The organism is Desulfonauticus submarinus (genome assembly GCF_900104045.1).
Classification (GTDB): domain Bacteria; phylum Desulfobacterota; class Desulfovibrionia; order Desulfovibrionales; family Desulfonatronovibrionaceae; genus Desulfonauticus; species Desulfonauticus submarinus.
This window is the reverse complement of sequence record NZ_FNIN01000007.1, coordinates 75,385-94,631: the sequence shown is the minus strand read 5'-3', so window position 1 is coordinate 94,631 and position 19,247 is coordinate 75,385. Positions and strand designations below refer to the sequence as shown.

General features: G+C 34.4%; 20 protein-coding genes. 9 read left to right on the top strand and 11 right to left on the bottom strand.

Going from position 1 to position 19,247, the window contains the following annotated elements:
* The 3 genes from BLP60_RS07380 to BLP60_RS07370 all read left to right on the top strand — a co-directional run.
* Positions 1-232, top strand: a 232-nt coding sequence (locus BLP60_RS07380) for a DUF2281 domain-containing protein (RefSeq protein ID WP_092065585.1), incomplete at its 5' end; no start/stop codon positions are given.
* Complete coding sequence (locus BLP60_RS07375; protein WP_092062827.1) at positions 217-546, top strand: type II toxin-antitoxin system PemK/MazF family toxin; 330 nt, start codon at positions 217-219, stop codon at positions 544-546. The genes BLP60_RS07380 and BLP60_RS07375, both read left to right, overlap by 16 nt.
* A gap of 73 nt (positions 547-619) precedes the next feature.
* Positions 620-1,777, top strand: coding sequence for a hypothetical protein (locus tag BLP60_RS07370; protein ID WP_092065583.1), 1,158 nt, complete (start codon positions 620-622; stop codon positions 1,775-1,777).
* 268 nt (positions 1,778-2,045) lie between these two features.
* Here the strand turns inward: BLP60_RS07370 and BLP60_RS07365 are convergent, their stop codons facing one another.
* Together BLP60_RS07365 and BLP60_RS07360 are read right to left on the bottom strand one after the other, a co-directional pair.
* Entirely contained in the window at positions 2,046-2,480 is a 435-nt protein-coding gene (locus BLP60_RS07365; RefSeq protein ID WP_092065581.1) for a transposase, read from the bottom strand.
* The gene (locus BLP60_RS07360; RefSeq protein ID WP_092065579.1) at positions 2,443-3,045 is read right to left on the bottom strand and encodes an IS110 family transposase; all 603 of its coding nucleotides are present in this window, start codon (positions 3,043-3,045) and stop codon (positions 2,443-2,445) included. Before BLP60_RS07360 ends, BLP60_RS07365 begins: the two co-directional genes overlap by 38 nt.
* A gap of 177 nt (positions 3,046-3,222) precedes the next feature.
* On the opposite strand from BLP60_RS07360, the gene BLP60_RS07355 reads away from it, so the two are divergent.
* From BLP60_RS07355 to BLP60_RS07330, 6 genes are all read left to right on the top strand, one after another.
* Entirely contained in the window at positions 3,223-3,831 is a 609-nt protein-coding gene (locus BLP60_RS07355) for a hypothetical protein (RefSeq protein ID WP_092065577.1), read from the top strand.
* A 44-nt stretch (positions 3,832-3,875) separates the two neighbouring features.
* Positions 3,876-4,094, top strand: coding sequence for a type II toxin-antitoxin system HicB family antitoxin (locus BLP60_RS07350; protein ID WP_092065575.1), 219 nt, complete (start codon positions 3,876-3,878; stop codon positions 4,092-4,094).
* Positions 4,087-4,281, top strand: coding sequence for a type II toxin-antitoxin system HicA family toxin (locus BLP60_RS07345; protein ID WP_092065573.1), 195 nt, complete (start codon positions 4,087-4,089; stop codon positions 4,279-4,281). The genes BLP60_RS07350 and BLP60_RS07345 overlap by 8 nt, the downstream gene beginning before the upstream one ends.
* 274 nt (positions 4,282-4,555) lie before the next feature.
* Entirely contained in the window at positions 4,556-5,020 is a 465-nt protein-coding gene (locus BLP60_RS07340; protein WP_143338923.1) for a hypothetical protein, read from the top strand.
* A 148-nt stretch (positions 5,021-5,168) separates the two neighbouring features.
* A complete protein-coding gene (locus BLP60_RS07335; protein ID WP_092065569.1) occupies positions 5,169-5,564 on the top strand; it encodes a type II toxin-antitoxin system VapC family toxin in 396 nt (131 codons plus the stop codon).
* 1 nt (position 5,565) lies between these two features.
* A complete protein-coding gene (locus tag BLP60_RS07330) occupies positions 5,566-5,793 on the top strand; it encodes a type II toxin-antitoxin system Phd/YefM family antitoxin (RefSeq protein WP_092065567.1) in 228 nt (75 codons plus the stop codon).
* A gap of 362 nt (positions 5,794-6,155) precedes the next feature.
* Here BLP60_RS07330 and BLP60_RS07325 read toward each other — a convergent pair whose 3' ends face one another.
* From BLP60_RS07325 to BLP60_RS07285, 9 genes are all read right to left on the bottom strand, one after another.
* Positions 6,156-7,787 (bottom strand): Na/Pi cotransporter family protein, encoded by a 1,632-nt coding sequence (locus tag BLP60_RS07325; protein ID WP_092065565.1) that lies wholly within the window; start codon positions 7,785-7,787, stop codon positions 6,156-6,158.
* Positions 7,788-7,939: 152 nt separating this feature from the next.
* The gene (locus BLP60_RS07320; RefSeq protein WP_092065563.1) at positions 7,940-9,352 is read right to left on the bottom strand and encodes a carbon starvation CstA family protein; all 1,413 of its coding nucleotides are present in this window, start codon (positions 9,350-9,352) and stop codon (positions 7,940-7,942) included.
* Between the two features lie 263 nt (positions 9,353-9,615).
* Positions 9,616-13,302, bottom strand: coding sequence for a pyruvate carboxylase (locus BLP60_RS07315; RefSeq protein ID WP_092065561.1), 3,687 nt, complete (start codon positions 13,300-13,302; stop codon positions 9,616-9,618).
* Positions 13,303-13,382: 80 nt separating this feature from the next.
* Complete coding sequence (locus BLP60_RS07310) at positions 13,383-14,234, bottom strand: CheR family methyltransferase (protein ID WP_092065559.1); 852 nt, start codon at positions 14,232-14,234, stop codon at positions 13,383-13,385.
* Positions 14,231-15,328 (bottom strand): protein-glutamate methylesterase/protein-glutamine glutaminase, encoded by a 1,098-nt coding sequence (locus tag BLP60_RS07305; RefSeq protein WP_092065557.1) that lies wholly within the window; start codon positions 15,326-15,328, stop codon positions 14,231-14,233. Before BLP60_RS07305 ends, BLP60_RS07310 begins: the two co-directional genes overlap by 4 nt.
* A 14-nt stretch (positions 15,329-15,342) precedes the next feature.
* Positions 15,343-15,777, bottom strand: a complete 435-nt coding sequence (locus BLP60_RS07300; protein WP_092065555.1) for an ATP-binding protein — start codon at positions 15,775-15,777, stop codon at positions 15,343-15,345.
* A gap of 9 nt (positions 15,778-15,786) precedes the next feature.
* Positions 15,787-16,890, bottom strand: a complete 1,104-nt coding sequence (locus tag BLP60_RS07295; RefSeq protein WP_092065553.1) for a response regulator — start codon at positions 16,888-16,890, stop codon at positions 15,787-15,789.
* Positions 16,891-17,352 carry a chemotaxis protein CheW gene (locus BLP60_RS07290; RefSeq protein WP_092065551.1) on the bottom strand — a complete coding sequence of 154 codons (462 nt, stop codon included), beginning with the start codon at positions 17,350-17,352 and terminating at the stop codon, positions 16,891-16,893.
* 15 nt (positions 17,353-17,367) lie between these two features.
* Positions 17,368-19,236, bottom strand: a complete 1,869-nt coding sequence (locus tag BLP60_RS07285) for a methyl-accepting chemotaxis protein (RefSeq protein ID WP_092065549.1) — start codon at positions 19,234-19,236, stop codon at positions 17,368-17,370.
* Between the last annotated feature and the right edge of the window lie 11 nt (positions 19,237-19,247).

The window sequence follows — 19,247 nt, the reverse complement described above, 5'->3', positions numbered from 1 at the left end:
CGTTAGATTAATAAAAAGGAGAAAACAAAAAATGGAAGTAGAACTTCGAGATGAAGAAAAATTATTAGAAAAAATACGAGAACTACCATTGATATATAAAAAAGAACTAATGGATTTTATAGAATATTTGCAATTAAAAGCTCAAAGAAAAGAAACCCTATATTTAAGTGAGCAATCTCTATCAAAAGATTGGCTTCTTCCAGAGGAAGATGAAGCATGGAAAAATTTATAAAAGGAGATGTAGTGGTTATTCCTTTTCCTTTTTCTGATTTAAGCGGAAGCAAAAGAAGACCAGCATTAATAATTTCAAATTTAGAAGGATATGATTTAATTTTGTGTCAAATAACAAGTAAAAATATAAAAGATAAGTATGCAATAGACCTAAAAGATGATGACTTTGCAGCAGGAGGCTTAAGACAAGAAAGTAATATAAGACCTAATAAAATATTTACAGCAGATAAAGATATAATTTTATATAAAATAGGTAGTTTGAAAATTCATAAGCTGCAAGAAGTAATAAATAGAATTATAGAAATAATAAAGTAATCTAACAAGGCGGTCCAGCGGACTCGCTACTCGCTCGCCGCTGACCTTAGCGTTAATGAAAAAAGGGAATAGTATGAAAAAAGCGAATATACAAAGCACGCAAAGTTTGAAAATTAGAAAAATCGTATTTTTCTTATTACTACTTTCAATTACATTCACATATGGGGTTGGGGTAGGTGTATATCATTGGCCTCCATTTACTATACTTAAAGACATAAAAATAATCTTTAAGAAAAATATAAATATTAGCAATAAACCTGTCTATTCGGGCGAAAAAGAACTTTTACGAGTTGCCTTCACAGATCCACTTATCGAAGGAGAAATGATATACAAGCCAATTAACTCGTTAGACGAACTACATAGAATACTTCACTCTATTATATTTCCATATAATAACTTTTATAATGACATTTATAAACAAATTATGATTACTGAAGCAGTATATTTAAAGATAAATCAAGGTAAAGAAAAAGTTCTTAAACTGTCTTACAAAATTAATGAGGAGAAATATTATGCTTATGCCTATGCCCCACTGAATGAGTTAGATCTACACATAGCCGCTCTGATCATCCCTGGTTCTGGAGAAAATCAATCATCTCAAATTTATAAAAACAACTCATCTAATTATCATTATGGAATAATAGATGCCTTAGGCAAGAATATAGATAGCTATGTTTTAATAAAACCAAATGAAGATATATTAGCATTTCATAATGGAAAAAATAAACTTAATTATGATTTTATAATTTCCTATCTATTGAATTATGGAGGATCATATTCTGCATACTACATAACTAACAGTATTGCTATAATAAAATATTTAAAGAAGAAATACGATAAAATTATTCTAGCAGGTCTTTCTCAAAGCGGGAGGGCTACACTTCTTGCTGCATTACAAGCAGAACCTGATATTGCAATTATTTCTTCAGGTTTTAGCATTATTAACGAAAAGGTAGAATGGGCAGGCTATAAACAAATCATTATACCAAATCTATTCAAACAATTTAATAATAAAAAAATTAAACAAAAAATTAAAAAATCAACTACAAACTTTCTATTTACATACGGGATAAGGGAAGTGCGTACTTATAGAATTGAGGCAGAAAAAAAATTAACTTGTAATTATTTCTCAAATATTAAAAATGTTTCCTGTCAAACTCACAGCAAAGGGCATTGTTTCCCTAAAACTATCATCCAAGAATTTCTTAATAGATACCTTTGGGATCGCTAACAAAGCACTATTATGTAAAAAGTCAATCTAGCGAGTAAGTTTTTTTGAAAAAATTTTGCTAAAGCATGGATCTCACTCCTTTTTAATTTATAAGGAGTAATAGAATAAATATTTCTGCAAGCTATTATTAACAGTTAGGGATTTTACCCTACTGCATGACGTAGAATTAAGACATTTTAATGGCAGCCGCAGTCTGCACCTTAGCGAGAGGTATAAAATTCTCTCGCATCCGATTGTTTGCGGTCTGCCAAGCTTTGAATGCATTAATTTATTCTACTATACCTGTTACATAAGGTTGTTTATTTAATACATATCTTATTCTAGATAAAAGCTTTTTGGATATTCTAATTATAGCTTGTTGTTTCTTCATTCTGGTTATTAATTTATTATAACTCTCTAGTAGTGCTGGGTCTTTTCTAATTGCAACCCATGAGGCCTCTATTAATGCATATTTTAATCTGGAATTCTTTCTAAGGCTAAGGCCATATTCATAATGGGTATTTCCTGAAGAATATACTGAAGGAGTAAGTCCCACATATGATTTTAATTGATCAAAGTTTTTAAATCTTTTCATGTCTATAATTTCTGACAAGATGATAAAACCTATTTTAGAGCCTATTCCTGTAACTGTTCTTAGAAGATCAAAGGTCTCTTTAAAATGAGAGTTATTTATATAAGGTCTTATCTCCTGGTCTATTATCAATTGTTATGGAATATAGATAGTTAATAAAATTATTAGACCAGGAAGATGTATGTTTTGGTAATGTAATGCCATTGTAATCCAAAAAACTTTTAATCTGGTTTTTGGTTCTAGTGATATTTTTAGTGTAATTTAGATATAATCTCACCAAAGATCTTAAGTGTTGAGACTCTGGAGGCGGCACATATATAGGGTTAAGGTTATTATTTTCCAACTCCCTAGCTAATTTATGAGAGTCTATTTTATCAGATTTTTTATCTTTTTCTTTATGAGTAGAAGGTATATCAGCAGGATTTACCACCATACATTTAACACCTAGTTTTTTAAATTTTCTATATATCCAAAACCCAAATCTCCCAGTTTCATAGGCCATAAAGAAATTAGCGTTAGGATAGTTTTTATTTAAGGAATTAACTAAAATCTCAGGCACAGGGTCCATAGCAAAAAATTTAATAAGAAGTCCATTATGTCTAATAGAGATATACCAAGCTTTTTTATGCACATCAATTCCAATGAAAAAGTCTTTACCTTTAAAAGAAGTTTTTCTAATATATTTATGTTGTTTCATAAGTTATCTCCTGGTATATGAGGTTTAAGGTCAACCCTAGTGTTATATGTTGGCAGGCTTGGAATCGTAAACTACTTTTTAGCATAAGGTCTGCACCAGGCCGCCATTTCGCTACTCCCTTCGGCCTTGCGTCTTGTCGGCAAGTGACCCTAGACGTTAGCCTTAATGGGGCTTAAAGTGAAAAAAACTATATCGACAGTATTTGGATTTATACTATTAGCAGGTTTAGGATACGGGGGATACCTACTAATTATCTGCTTAGCTAAATCGTTTACTAGAATAAACCCTAGCGTAGGTGCTGCAATTATAGCTGGTGCAACAACAATAATATCATCAGTATATATCGCATCTCTCAATGCTAGAAAAGCTAAAGAAAGGGTAGCATTTGAAGCACATAGAGAGAAAAAAGCAGAGGTTTATAATGAATTTTTGGATATGGTAATTGAGCTAATGCGGAATACCAAAGAAGGGAAAAGGGGTGATGATATTTTACCGGAAAATATTGAAGAATTCTTTTATAAATTTACATCTAAGATTCTAATTTATGGAGGACCTGGTGTCGTCAAGGCTTTTAGTAACTGGCGGTCTGCAGCAGCAGATGAGGATCCTATAAAAGGATTGCTACTTATTGATAAACTATTTATGGAGATGCGAGCAGATTTAGGTGAAAGTAATAAGGGTATTAAAAAAAACGAGCTATTGGGGCTGTTTATTATTGGTGGAAAATCTGAAATAGCAAAAGAGGCTAACAAAGTGCTTCAGCCGACGGCTAAACGCCGCGGCTGAGCTTAGTCGTTAACCGCAAATAGATATATGTTGGAGAAAGAAAAATGAAAGTAAATATTATAATAGAGAAAGATGAGTATGGGTATTATGCTTTTTGTCCTGAATTGAAAGGTTGCCATACCGAGGGGGATTCTCTTGAAGAAGTGCTTGAGAATATAAAAGAGGCTATAGAACTTTATTTAGAAACTCTACCCCCAGATGAAAGAGTGTATTGTCTGAGCAAGGAGATATTGACGACCTCTATGGAGGTTAAAGTTGCCTAAGTTACCACGATTAATAGCTGAAGAAGCTGAAAGAATGCTCCTAAAAGCTGGATTTGAACATGTGAGGACTAAGGGGAGTCATAAAATTTATCGAAAAGATAAAGAAAGATTTATTTTGCCGTTTCACAAGGGCAAAACATTACATCCCAAAATAGTAAAGGCACTTATGGAAGTAATAGAAGAATAAATCGGTTAACAATTTGCTCCACCTGACCGCTATTCCACTGCGCTCCATAGCGGCAAGTGACCTTGGTCGTTAGTCTTTGTTAAAGGATAAATGATGCCTTATAGTATGGTAATTTTATAAAAACATGTAGATTGTGGGACTAACAAAACGGCCTATCTTTAAAATCATGATTCATAGCCAACAATTAATAATAGTGCTAATTATTCTTATTATTTTGTGTCTTCCAATCATAATGATATTATTTTTAAGTTATAGAAATCCTCCGCGGCGGCCTTTGGAGTACTTAATATTAGGATTGTTGATTGTATTTTTTTCAGGAGCTATTTTAGGTCTCTCAGAGCGTCTTGAAAAAGAGACATTAAAAATATTCTTACACCTTGAAGGGATAAAAAATAATCCCAATATTATGCCAGATACGTTGAAAATTACTAAACAAGATGTTTCAAACTTTTTGGATATACTTTTTTTAATAAAAATTTTTTTAATGTTTGTGGGCGGGTCGGTTGGAGCTAATATGATAACACATGCAATTACGATGGACAGAGATATGGCAATTGAAGCATCAATTAGTTCAGAAAACCATGTTAATTTGTCAAGAATTCATTTTATCCGTGAATTCTTCTCTAGATATAGACCAATTTTATTGGTAATTATCTTGTATGTAGTACTAATCTCTTTACCGTTCTTTTTATTAATAATTTTGAAAAAATTAACTTGGCTAACAAATGGATCCACTTGACCGCTGTTCCGCTTGCGCTTCACAGCGGCAAGTGCCCCTAGTCGTTAGCTTTATAAAAATTCATATCCCCGTTGAAAAAAAGAGTTGAAAAAAATTTTTTGCTATTATAATGTCATTGTACAATTGAACAAAAGATAAGGTTGTAAAAGTGAAAGTTGTAGTTGATACATCGGTTATTATAGCTGTAATTGCTAACGAACCAGAAAAACAGAAAATTGTAAAAATTACAGAAGGAACAACTTTATTGACTCCAAGTTCTGTATATTGGGAGATTGGCAACGCTTTTTCCGCAATGTTTCGTAGGGGAAAAGCATATTTTAAGGAAGTGAATAAAGCTCTTGCTATATTTAAAAAAATTCCAATAAGATTTGTAGATGTTGAATTAGAAAAATCTCTCAAGATAGCTAAAGAAACAAATATGTATTGTTATGATGCTTATTTATTAAGATGTTGTCAGAAGTATAATTCTCCACTTATAACTTTAGATAAGAAATTATTAAATGTAGCAAAGACATTATCAATAGAAGTAATTGAGGTAAAATAATATGGGAGCGTTATATACATATTCAGAAGCCCGTCAAAAATTTGCAAAGATTTTGGAACAGGCTGCAACTGAAGGAGAAGTATTAGTAAAACGAAAAGATGGCCAAGTATTTGTAATAAAACCTCTTATTGAAAAGCGCTCACCTTTAGATGTTCCTGGGATTAATCTAGGTGTATCTACATCAGAAATTGTTGATATTATAAGAGAAAGTAGAGAAAAGAAAGGCTAACAAAAGGGTGCACCAGGCCGCCATTTCGCTGCGCTCATGTCAGCAGCTTAGCTTAGACGTCAACCAAAATCACACATCACAAACAATATCTTTTCTAACGAAGAACGAGAAATAATATCAGTAGATGAAAAAAGGAGTTCCAGCAAAGGAATGGCAGAGATTTGTAAAATAATCCTAAATTTTAGGCAATTTTTCTCTTTAAATTAATCAAAAGTTAGAACGTAAATATTATATTGACTAGATACATATGTCAGGACTTCCACAGCATACCAGGATGCCGCTTTTAAAATAAATAAAAAAATGTGATAGTTTCGTAAAAAATCAACCTATGTCATTGAAAAAATTAGATTTTTCTGAGTTCATTAAGGGTGAACCGTCGCTATTTTTTCAAGACCTAGTTCCACTGACTCACTCAAGCGGTTCAAAAGCCAGACCGTGCGCTCGAAAAGACCAGAGAGCTTGTAGAGAGTGGCTTTATCCTGGAGATCTAAATTTTGTCCGATTTCGAGATAGCGACTCCGCACCTGTTTGACAGCCTCGCTGTTGACGGCTGTAAGGGCCCGCAAAATCTCGAGATCACGACGATCGTCTCCAGCCAGGGCATCAACCGCTTGTAGCAACAAAAACTCCAAACTCTCAAGTAGGAGCAAATAAAACTGTTTAAGACTCTCAGTCCGCATGCTCAATTCGACCATGGGAGCTAAATCTGCCAGGTTCTGCTCTAGGGTGACAATCAGCTCTTGGATATTAAACAATTTCAAAAGCTCGGTACTTGAGTCGGAGTCAAGTTCAAGCTTGGCTATATCGCTGAGAGTATAGGCGATCTCCCGGTTGATATCAACAAAAGCGGTATGATAATGAGTAATCCCGTCAACTTCTTCCTTTCCTCCTCTGTTAAGGCTCTTTTTCACTGCTGCAGGATATTCGGGAAAACGCCGAACCAAACGCAATAGCTCCTTTTCAACCATCATCAATGCCGCCGCAGGATCATCTAAAGAATGATCCTTGATAAATTTGATCTTGGCCAGCATTTCCTCTCGGGTCGGAGGCCAAAAACGATTCAGAAGCGCATAGATCCAATCGTAGCAGAAAAAGGAAAGCATCGGAATGGCAAAATTGTAAAAGATAACAAGACAGACGATCTCTTTATCGGGATCAGAGCTAAGACTCTTAATCAGGGCCTTGACCAAAGGAATGCCAGTGCAATATTCAAGGTAGAAAAGGGCCACCATCACTCCCACTGACATATAATTGAAAAAAACCTGAGACATAATAAGCTGCTTTGCAGTTCCCCGAATGCCAGACGAAAGCAGCAAAGTCACTACGCTCGATCCGAGTTCGGCTCCATAAGTTAGCATCATCACCTGTTCAAGTGAAAAGACCCCTGCCTTGACCATCGTCACGGCGATAATCACTACACCAATATAGGTCTGAGTCACTACAGTAAGACCAGTGCCAAGAAAAAAGGCCAGGATAATGGAACCGTGTGAAGAAACCAGAAGCTTGCGCACCCAGGGCATCCCTGTCAGCGGCGCTGCCCCCTGCTGGATAAACTGCAACCCCAAAAAAAGCAAACCGATGCCGAACAAGGCCCGAACAGGAAAACGCAGAGAAGCTGGTTTCTCAAAGGCCATACAGACTCCGGAAACAAAAAGCAGAAGAAAAACTAGGTAGCGAATATCGATAACCGAGATAGCCACCAGCAAGGAACAACCGGCATTGGCCCAAAAAACCACAGGCAAAGCATTGCGCACTCGCACCAGACCACTGGCCGAGAGGCCACCCATAATGAAGGTACTAACCGAGGTACTCTGGGTAATCAGCCCTGACATAAAGCCGATCGCAGCTGATTGCAAATCGCGGCGGGTAAATCGAGCGAACAATTGACGCAGCCGGCGGGAGGTCATATTTTTCAAATTCTGACTGACCATATAGGCGCCGACAAAAAAAATCCCGATGCCACCGAGCAGAGGGCCAGTTACAGTGGTCAACATAGCAATCCCCTTCTCTTCTTCCCGACAACGTTCAGACAACTTCGAACAATCCCACGGACTTCAAGCCCCAGAATCACAGGAAAGTTCGTGGCCTGCCCCATTTTATCCTTAAAAGTACGGTATTTATCCGCCCCTGTCAACTTAGGAGCGAATTACCATCTCTCCCCAATTTTAAAAAATTTAAACTTTAACACAAATACTATAAAAGATAATATTGCCCCAACAATACCTATTGTGGTAGCAGTGTTTAAATTTAATCCAAAGCCAATCTTAGCATAAGCAAGGTAGGTTACAACCACAGCTGTCATAAACGTTGCAGGTATTGTTGCTACCCAGTGCAACTTATCTTTTTTAATAAGATATGCAGCAGCAGACCAAAGTGTAACTGTGGCAAGTGTTTGGTTTGCCCAACCAAAATATCTCCATATAACGCTAAAGTTGGATTTTGAAATTATGAAACCCACAATAAAAAGAGGAACTGCGATTAATAATCTTTTCATCCCTTGTTTTTGAGAAATTTTAAAGAATTCTGCAATTATAAGTCTTGCACTACGAAAAGCTGTATCCCCAGAAGTAATAGGAAGTACAACAACACCAAGAATTGCAAACACTCCTCCTATTGTACCCAGCAAAGTAGTAGATATATCTTTAACTACCAAAGCAGGTCCGCCTTTTACTAGAACAGCATTTAAAGCTTCTGCATTATGGTAAAACGACATACCCATTGTGGCCCAAATCAAGGCAATTAAACCTTCACCAATCATTGCTCCATAAAACACCACTCGACCATATTTCTCATTGGGCAAGCATCTTGCCATCATAGGAGATTGTGTTGAATGAAATCCGCTAATAGCACCACAGGCAATAGTTATAAACATCAAGGGCCATAAAGGTAAATGTCTTGGGTGTGAATTTACTAAAGAAGCTTCGGGATATAAATGATATCCTTTTATCATCAATGCAGAGATCAATCCCACAGCCATAAAAACTAATATTGCTCCAAAAAAAGGATAAATTTTGCCAATAATTTTATCAATTGGAAGAATTGTGGCTATAAAATAATAAGCAAAAATAATAGCTACCCATAAAGCTGTGCTTACCCCCGAAAGATTAGCAAGAAGTTTTGCTGGTCCAAGCACAAAAACTATTCCAACCAGCAATAATAAAACAACTGAAAATACTCTCATAAACTGCTTAAACCCACAACCAAGAGTTTCTCCAACAATGTCTGGGATACTCGCTCCTTTATATCTAATAGAAAGCATACCTGAAAAATAATCATGAACTCCACCAGCGAAGATTGTACCAAGAACAATCCATATCAAGGCAACAGGTCCATACAATGCTCCTAATATAGGACCAAATATTGGCCCTAAACCTGCAATATTAAGCAACTGGATTAAAAATATTTTTTTAGGAGACATCTCTACAAAATCAATACCATCATTAAATTCTTTAGCTGGGGTAATACGGTGTGAATCTGAGCCAAAAATTTTGTCAATTATCTTACTATAAATAAAATATCCACCAAACAATAATATTACACATACAAAAAATATTAACATATTATTTCCTCTGCTTTATTAAAAAAAACACACACATCTTTTAGCTATTTGAATAAGCACTTATTAAAAGGCACTATCTATTTGTGAAAAAATAAGGAAGGAAAAAAAGCAGAATTTAAATATCTAATTTATATGCCTTAAAATATCTTTTTGCTTATAAAAACTAGCATTGGCTTAGGGGTTTTAATTTACATCACCTAATAAACGCCCCTAAAAATTTTTTAGGGGCGTTTAGGTGTTTTTTTATACATCTAAAAGATCAATTATTTTTTCAACTTCTGCCCGCAATTAGGACAAAATTTTGCATCTGAAAGGGAGACTGGTTTTCTGCAAGTTGGACAAGTTTGACTTGCTGGCATAAGCTCTACAATAAGTTCCCCTTCTTTTACAGGAACCATTTTTTTATCTTCTTGATAATTGGCAACTTTTAACACTCTTTTTACAATTCCATCTACAGGAGATAAAACCGCCTTTTCTTGCTTCATAACTGAAATATTAAAAAGTTCTTCTCCTTGTTTTACCATATCTCCTGGTTTTACATGCATTACCCACAAATCTCCACTACAAGGGGCAGCAACATGATAAGGATTAGAAGCATCTGCCATTTCTACCTCATCCTTTTCTGCAGCTATACTTTCTTTTACTTTTACCTGATAAGTAAAAAATTCAGAATCCAAGCTATATCTTACCACACTATGTCCTCGTACATCAGGAGTAGAAATGTCTAAAATAATCATTGTATGAGGCTTACCATTAGAATCTTCAAAATTTAACTCTTCTCCTACTTCTAAACCTTCAAACCACACATCCAAAGGCAAATTATTAGGATCTCCAAATTTTTGTTTAAATTGAATTGTTTTTAGCGCATCTCCTGGATGATTTAAGTAATTTATTAATTCCTCTTCATTAGGCTCTCTGCCTATTAATTCTGTTAATTTCTCTTTCTCAACCTTAATATCTATATTTTGAAGTTTAACCAAAGGAGATTCTTCTGTTCGCTGTTCTAAAGCTTCTTTATATTTATCTCCAAACGCACTTTCATAAACCCAATCCGGAGGGAATCCTAAAGGCAACTTGCCAAATTTACCCAAAAGTAAATTTCTAAAAGCATCATTACTTTCTCTATAAATCATAAGACGATCTTTTTTAGTTTGCTCATCCAATTTATCTTCTGGAATTTCTACAACTCTTTCTAATACGTTAAGCAATCTCTTAACCTCTACTTCTCCTCCTCTCTTATATGCTCCAGTAACTGCTAAAAATGCTGTATTCCACGTTATTTGTGAACCAGGTGTAACATCATGATAACGAACAATCTTTCTTGTACCTGCTAAAAATTTTAACATATAGGGTAAAAGGTGAATATAACCTTGTTTCATTGCTCCTTCTTGAGAAGAAGATGTAGCTCCACCAGGCATTCCATGTTCTACAACGTCATAATCAATACCTTGAAAATAAGGGGCTGTATATTTATCGTAATACGGCATTATCTGTTTTAAAACAAAATTACATTTCCGAATCATTTCTTTATTAAGATTTGTCTTTAATCCCAATTCTTCCATATAAGCAGCAGTAGATAAAACCTCGCCCTGACCATACCACCTAACAGAAGCGCCAATGGCTGTATCCACTATCTTAGCCCCAGCTTTTGCAGCTTCTGCTACTGCTGGCACAAAAAGTCCATCTGTATAGTGTCTATGATAGTGAATAATCAATTCAGGGTACTTCTTTTTAATTGCCAATACCAATTCTCTCATAAACACTGGAGGACATACTCCAGCCATGTCTTTTAATCCCAAAATAATAAGCTTTTGAGCCTTTTTTAAAGATACTCCTCTAATGTCTTTTACTAATTTTAAAATTTCCTCAACTACACTTAAATAATGAGGAATATCAAAACCTTTGGCCCAAGATAAGGAAATAGCTGGTTCAAAAATATTACTTTTTGAACTCAAAACAACTTCTGCTAAAGGACGCATATTTTCAATATGATTTAAAAAGTCAAAGCAACGAATTACATCATAATGCTCACAAATCATTTCCCCTGTAAGATGCATTAGATTTTTAGGCTGGGGTTTATATCCCAATAAATTAGTAGAACGTACCAAAATTTGCTTCAAAGTTTTTGGAGCAAATCTATTCCATTCCTTAGCCTCAGTAAAAGGATACGTCATATTAGCCAACATTGCTACATGATAGTGAGCTCCTCCTCCATTTTCGATAGAGAAAAAACCGCAATTATCTAAGTAAGGGCCTATTAACCTATCTTCAGCTAATCGAAATCTATTCCCGCTATTAGATTGGGTAATGTCTCTAGGCGTAGTATCCATAAAATGAATGTAATCAGAATCTCTAATAAAATCTAAAATCGCATCTCTATCTCCACGAGGATAAGGATATTTATAATCTTTAGGATTAAATGTGGGAAGAACAGGATAAAATCTGCCTAATCTCTTATCAGAATATCCCCTATATTCTCCTAACTGCAAATAAGGATTATAACCCTTTGCTGAAATCTCAGCCACCAACTTTGAAAGTCGAAGCGATTCAGGTTCCATATCTTTATAGATCATTACTTCAGGATGATTGGAAATAAAGTTAGTATCAAAATCTCCTTTTTGAAAAACAGAATGGTTTATAACTTTTCGATGGAATGGAATAGTACTTTTCACTCCTCCTATAATATACTCTCTAAGAGCCCTATCCATTGTATTTAAAATTTTTGTCCAAGTTTTACCAAAAACTATCAGTAAAGCAGCAGCAGAATCATATTGGGAAGGAAAATGATACCCTGTTCCAATGCACGAATCTACTCTAACTCCTTGTCCACCTGGAGATTGATAGCGGGTAATCACACCAGAATTTGGGCTAAAGTTGTTTTGAGGATCTTCTAAGTTTATTCTCACTTGCATAGCCCAATTAGAAGGTTTCACCGTTCTATTATTAAAACGCAATTTAGAACCAAAAGCTACTGCTATTTGTTCTTCTACTAAATCAATTCCATATCTACACTCAGTAATTCCATGCTCTACCTGTAATCTAGTATTTACTTCAATAAGATATGGAGTCCCTGCACTATCTATTAAAAATTCTACTGTAGCCAAAGAATAATAACCAACTTCTTTAATCAATTTAACAGCATATTCTTTTAATTCTTGTCTTAAGTCTTTGGTCATCTTTGACCATGGAGAAGGAGTAATTTCAATAAGCTTTTGATGATTTCTTTGCACAGTACAATCCCGCTCATCAAAAGCAAAAACATTTCCATATTTATCTGCTATAACTTGAATTTCTATATGTCGAACCGAAGGAAGAAACTTTTCTACATACAACCTAGGATTACCAAAAGCAGCTTGAGCTTGGGTAGAAGCTTTGACAAAAGCACTCTCCAACTGGCTCTCTTTATACACTTCATAAATTCCTCTTCCACCACCACCCCCTTCTGCCTTTAACATAATAGGATAACCTATATCTTCTGCTATTTCTTTAGCCTCTTCAAGAGTAACAGCTTCCTCTGACCCTGGAACTACAGGAATACCAAGTTTTTTTGCCAATCTTCTAACTTCAACTTTATTGCCCAAAAGGCGCATAGAATTAGCCTCTGGGCCTATAAAAATAATTCCAGCTTCTTTACATTTTTCTGGAAAAGATTCGTTTTCTGAAGCAAAACCCCATCCAGGGTGTATTGCAATGATACCTTTAGCTTTTGCCTTTGCTATAATAATATCTATGTTTAAATATGCTCTTGGATCTTCACCTAACAAAAGCAAATCCATTGCCCCAGAAGTAAAGGGCGCTGTTTTGTCTACATTAGTTGCAGTCATAACAGGAATAGCTTTTAATTCATAAATCGATCGAACAATCCTTCGAGCAGGAATGCCTCTATTGGCTACTAAAATCTTCTTTCCATAAAGCTCCTTTTTTACCTGTTCAAAACTTTTCATCAATATCTCCTCTCCCCTTTTTTAGTGTATAAAATCCACTCCAAGGACATAATTCCTTGGAAAGAATTAACTTTTTTACTTTAAAGTTAACCTTTAAAACTTTTTAATTGATAAAATATGGCTCTTAAATATCTTTTAGGAACAAAAAGATCTGTTATGCCAGCTAAAGACTCTGTAGAACCAATAATTAAATATCCATCTGGTTGCAAAACCTGAGCAATTCTTTCAAATAACTTTTTTTTATCCTCAGGAGCAAAATAAATGGCTACATTTCTACAAAAAATTATATCAAATTTACCTAAGATAGAAAAAGGCTTCATTAAGTTAATTTTCCTAAAATTAGCCATAAATCTTATTTCATCTTTTATTCTCCATTGACCATCTGGAGTTGGATCAAAATATTTTCTCAACTTATCTGGCGGAAGACCTCTTTCTATTTCAAACTTATTATATTTGCCATAACTTGCCTTTGCAATAGCTTCATCAGATATATCTGTACCCAAAATTGTAATGTTGTACTTTTCTAAATCTGGAATAGTTTCTTTAATTGCTATAGCAATACTATATACTTCTTGCCCTGTGGAACAAGCAGCACTCCATATTCTAATTTTTATAGGTAAATGCTTAGATGTTGTTTTTGATCTTCTATCAATCAAATCAGGCAAAATTTTAAATTTTAATAAATCAAAAGGAGCTTGATCTCTAAAGAAAAGTGTTTCCTTTGTTGTTATAGCATCTATTATTGCTTTTTCTATACGTTTTGTAGGATCAGCAAGAGCTTTTTTATAAAGTTCTAAATAAGAACTAGCCTTTTCTTGTTCTAAAAGAGATTTTAACCTTGTCTCCAACAAATATGCTTTTGATGGATCAAGGAATATGCCAGATATCTTATAGATATACTGGGTAAGAACTTTGAATTCTTCAGGCTTTATTTTCATGCAAGCTTAACTGTTTTTACGATTTCTTCAGCAATTTTATCCAATGGAGCAATAATATCTACAACCCCTGCTTCTATAGCAGATTTTGGCATACCATAAACCACACATGTTTCAGCATCTTGGGCAATGGTTATAGCTCCAAAAGATTTCATTACCTTTAAACCAAGCGTTCCATCATTACCCATACCTGTCATTACCACTCCTGTGGCTTTAGATTTATATTCCTTAGCCACAGAACGAAACAAATAATCCACAGCAGGCTTACAATTATTTTCTGGAGGATCATCTGTAATTTTTATCACTACTTGTTTACCTGCTCCCCTTACAATTTTCATTTGTTTCCCACCAGGAGCAATATAAATCACATTTGGCTTTATTTCTTCTCCCTCTTCTGCTTCCTTAACTTGTAAAGCACATTTAGAATTTAAACTCTCTGCCAAAGACTTAGTAAATACTGGGGGCATATGTTGAACCAAAACTACAGGGACCCCCAAATTGCCCGGAAGCATAGGAAGCATAGTACTAAGAGCATTTGGGCCGCCTGTGGATACTCCTATGGCCACAATTTGAGATTTTTCTACTCTTGTTGTTACTGTGCGCTTTCTATAAACTTTATCCTTGGTCTCAAATTTTTCTAACTGTCCAGCATTAGTAACTTTTTGTCCAGATTTAAGGGCTTTTTTTATCTCTAGCCTACGCAAATAAGCCTTAACTTTTGGACCTAAAACTTTTAATAATTCTTGAAAATTCTCCTCTTGTTTGGCGTGATCTGGTTTGGTAATAAAATCAAAAGCACCTAATTCCAGTGCTCGCATAGTGATCTGACTACCCCTTTTAGTAAGGGTACTCACCATTATAACGCCAACATCTAACTTCCTTTTTCTAATCTCTTCTAAGGTCTGAAGCCCATCCATAATGGGCATTTCTACATCTAAAGTCACCAAGTCTGGTTTTAAACTCTCTATTCTAGCAAGAGCGACCTTTCCATTATTTGCACTGCCTACTACTGTCACTTCTGGAATCTGAGCAAATACATCGCTCAAAATCTTACGATATACAATAGTATCATCTACAACTAAAACCTTTAACGGCAATGTAAGAATCCTCCTTATAATCTATTTTTTTTACTTTCTTCTAAATCTACCCAAAAAAGAAATTTATTTCCTGGATAAAAAAATCTGCACCCAGAGCTATAATGTCGAATAAGATAAATTCCCCACCCTCTAGGACAAAATTCTTCTGGCTTTTTCCCAAAAGACAAAAAATTAAAACCAGCTCCTGGATCTCGAATAAAAAAATAAAGCCTTTTTTTCTCTTTTTTTAACCAAAATAAAATTTTCTTTTTTTTATCTAAACGGGCACCATGAATTATAGCATTATTTAATGCTTCTCTCAAGATTAAATTTAACTTAAAATCCGAAACATCTATGTTCCATCCTTTTAAAAAATCAAGAACGCATTCCATTACACTAGCTATACAATTTAAATCAGCATAAAAAGATACTTTTAAAAAAAAATTATATTTAAAAATTTTCAGATTCATTTATATTTTTTATATTTCTATTCCCAAAAATGTTAAGTCATCATCTATCTTCCTATTTCCTATCATTTCTCGCACAACAAAATCTATCTGATCTTTCAATGAAAATTTTTTAAATTTTAATATAACATCTTTTAATCTTTCTATTTTATCTTTAAATTTTAAAGAACATCCAAGCAAGCCATCAGTAAATAAAAATACTCTATCTCCTTTTTCTACTTCTAGAATAGTTTCTTCTATAAAAAAATTATCAAAAGCACCTAAAACATCACCTTCTGAATAAATTTCTTTTACCTTATTATCTCTTAATAAAAGTAATGGATAGTGGGCCGCATTATAAAAATATAAAATCTGGCTACTAAAATTTAACATTACAAAATTAGCTGTAACATATTGACCAGGATAAAAAATCTTTTTGCTAATTTTATTAATCATATTAAGACCATCTCTAATAGGAGTAAATAACTCAAAATTCTGCTGACAAAGAGCTTTTAAAGCAGAAAGATAGTATCCAACTCCCAAGTCATGACCACTAATATCTCCTAGAATATATAAAAACTGTTTTTCTCCAAGCTTTAAAACATCTAAAAAATCTCCTCCAGCTTCTTTTAAAGATCTATATACATAAGCAAACTTTGCTTCAGGCAAATCTTTAGGAGAAATAAGAAGAGAATCCTGAGCATCTTTTATTGAGTTTAACTTTTCTGCTTGAGCTTCTATGAGTTGCTCTCTAGCAAATTTTAATCCCAAATGAACTTTTACCCTTGCTAAAACTTCTGGATTGGAAAAAGGTTTTACTATATAGTCAACCCCACCTAATTCCAACCCGCGCACAATATATCTATTCTCACTTAAAGCTGAAATAAAGATAACAGGTATTTCTTGAGTAGATGGATCTTGCTTTAGACGCCTACACGTCTCCAAGCCATCTTCTCCTGGCATCATTATATCTAACAAAATAAGATCTGGTTTTAACTTCTTAGCTAAATCAAAACACTCCTTTCCACTTCCTGCTTCAACTACTTCGTAGCCCTCATCTTGTAAAAGGGTCTCCAATATTTTTCTATTTAAGACAGAATCATCTACTACTAAAATAAGTGGAGGTTTTTTGGTCACTTAACTTCCCTTTGTTTCATCTGCTAAAGCTTCTTCTACATTTAAAAGAGCAACTAACTTGTTGCGTGCCTTACATACCCCTAAAAAGTATCTACCTTGAATTCCCTTAATATTAGCAGGAGGAGGAGAAACCTCCTCCCATTTTCCATTTATTACATCTGTTATCTTATCAACCATAAGTCCTATTTGTTCTTCTTTAGAGTTAACAATAATAATTCTTGTATCATCTGTAATTTTAGTATTTCCTAACCCTAATTTTTTACCAAAATCAATAATAGTCACTATCCTTCCTCTTAAATTCATAATACCAAGCACATAATCAGGAGAATGAGGCACAACTGTATAATTAATTTGTTTATTAATCTCTTGAACTAAATTTATATCTATACCACATAAAGCCTCCCCAATATAAAAACAGGAGGCTTGAAAAGGACCTATCCTTTTTTGAATATCACCTTCCATATTACACCTCTTTATTTAAATAGTAAAACTCTTTGTAATTTCTTTTAATCTCTTTGCTAATTCCATAAGTTCTTCTGCGCTTTGCTTTAACTGTGAACTACTATTAGCCATCTCATTTACTTCCATATTCACCTCTGCAATATCTTTTGCAATGTCTTGAGCAACAGTAGAGCTCTGACTTACATTTTCTCCTGCCTGAGAAATATTTTCAGATATATTTCCAATATTTTGAGCAATATCTCTTGTAGTTACGGATTGCTCTTCTACCGCAGCTGCTATTGTGGAAATAATCGAATCTATATCATTTATAACTTCAGTAATAGATTGAATATCTTCTACTGTAACATCTGTTGCCTTTTGAATTTCTCCTATCCTATGTTTAATTTCCTCTGTGGCATCTGCGGTTTGTTGAGCTAATTCTTTAATCTCATTAGCTACCACAGCAAACCCTTTACCAGCCTCTCCAGCTCTTGCTGCCTCAATAGTAGCATTTAAAGCCAGTAAGTTTGTTTGAGAAGAGATAGCAGTAATAGTCTCTGTTACTTTAGAAATTTCAGCAGCAGCCTGACCTAATTTATTTACTCTTTCAGAAGTTTCTGCTCCTCTTTGAACAGCTTGAGAAGTAATTTCTTTTGCCTTTTCAGAGTTTTGGGCTATCTCAGAAATAGTAGCACTCATCTCTTCTGCTGCGGTAGCCACTGTGTTTGCAGCCTCTTGCACCCCTTCCATAGCTTGAGCAACATTGCTCATATTTACGCTCATTTCTTCTGCTGCGGTGGCTACGGTATTTGCCTTGCCAGCCATACCCTCAGCTCTATTAGAAAACTCATCTGACATAGAATTCATTTGGGAAGAAGAATTAGTCAAAACATCTGCTAAATGACGCAAATCATCTATCTTAAACATTTCTTTTAACTTTGTACCCATTCCACTTAAGGTACTTGCCAACATCCCAATTTCGTCTTTTGATTTAAGATCTATAGAGGCCCTAAGATTTCCCTTGCTTATTTCTTCTGCAAAGCTCACTGCTTTTGCCAGAGGCGCGGTAATACTAAATTTTGTAAATAGATAAGCTAATAAAAGACCCAAAATGATAACGCCCAAGCCTATCCCTATAATACCTGTCAATACCTGTTTAATTTGTTTCTCTAATTTGATTTCTATCTCTTTCACTTTTGTCTTACTTAATTGAGTTGTTTTATTAATTTGATCTCGCACAACACTCTTAACTACATTAACTCGTTCTTTGATATCATCAATATATACTCCTGTTCCTACAACCCAATTAAATTCTGGAAGTAAATAAACATATGAAAGTTTTGGCACCGGAACATCAGAACCTGGCTTAGGCCAGTAATAATCTACAAAACCAGAACCTTTTTCCTTACAAACCCTTACAAATTCAACAAATAAATACTTGCCTTTCTTATCTCTTACTTTAGAAAGATCTTTTCCATTTAAAGAGGGTTTAATAGGATGCATCACAGCTCTATATTGCATGTCGTTTATCCAAAAATAACCCTTTTTATGGGGACCATACCGCATATCAGCAACACATTTCTTGACTCTTTCCTTGATTTCTTCTTCACTCAATCCAGCTTCTCGCCCTGTCTTTATAATATGTCTAATACCTGAAACAAGTGTATCCACCTCAGCTTTTAAAAAATTTTTTTTCTCTAAGTAAAACTCTTTTTCAAAAGAATTAGCAATCTCATTACCACTTTTACTAACTAAATTAACAACCTCTATACCAAAGTTATCAACTTGTTTCTCCGCAAACTCTTTTTGGGCGTGAAAATTATAAAAAACAATGCCAATGATAACACCTACTGCCAATACTAACAGCATTGTTGTTAAACTCATTATTTTATAGCCTATCTTCATAACACACCTCC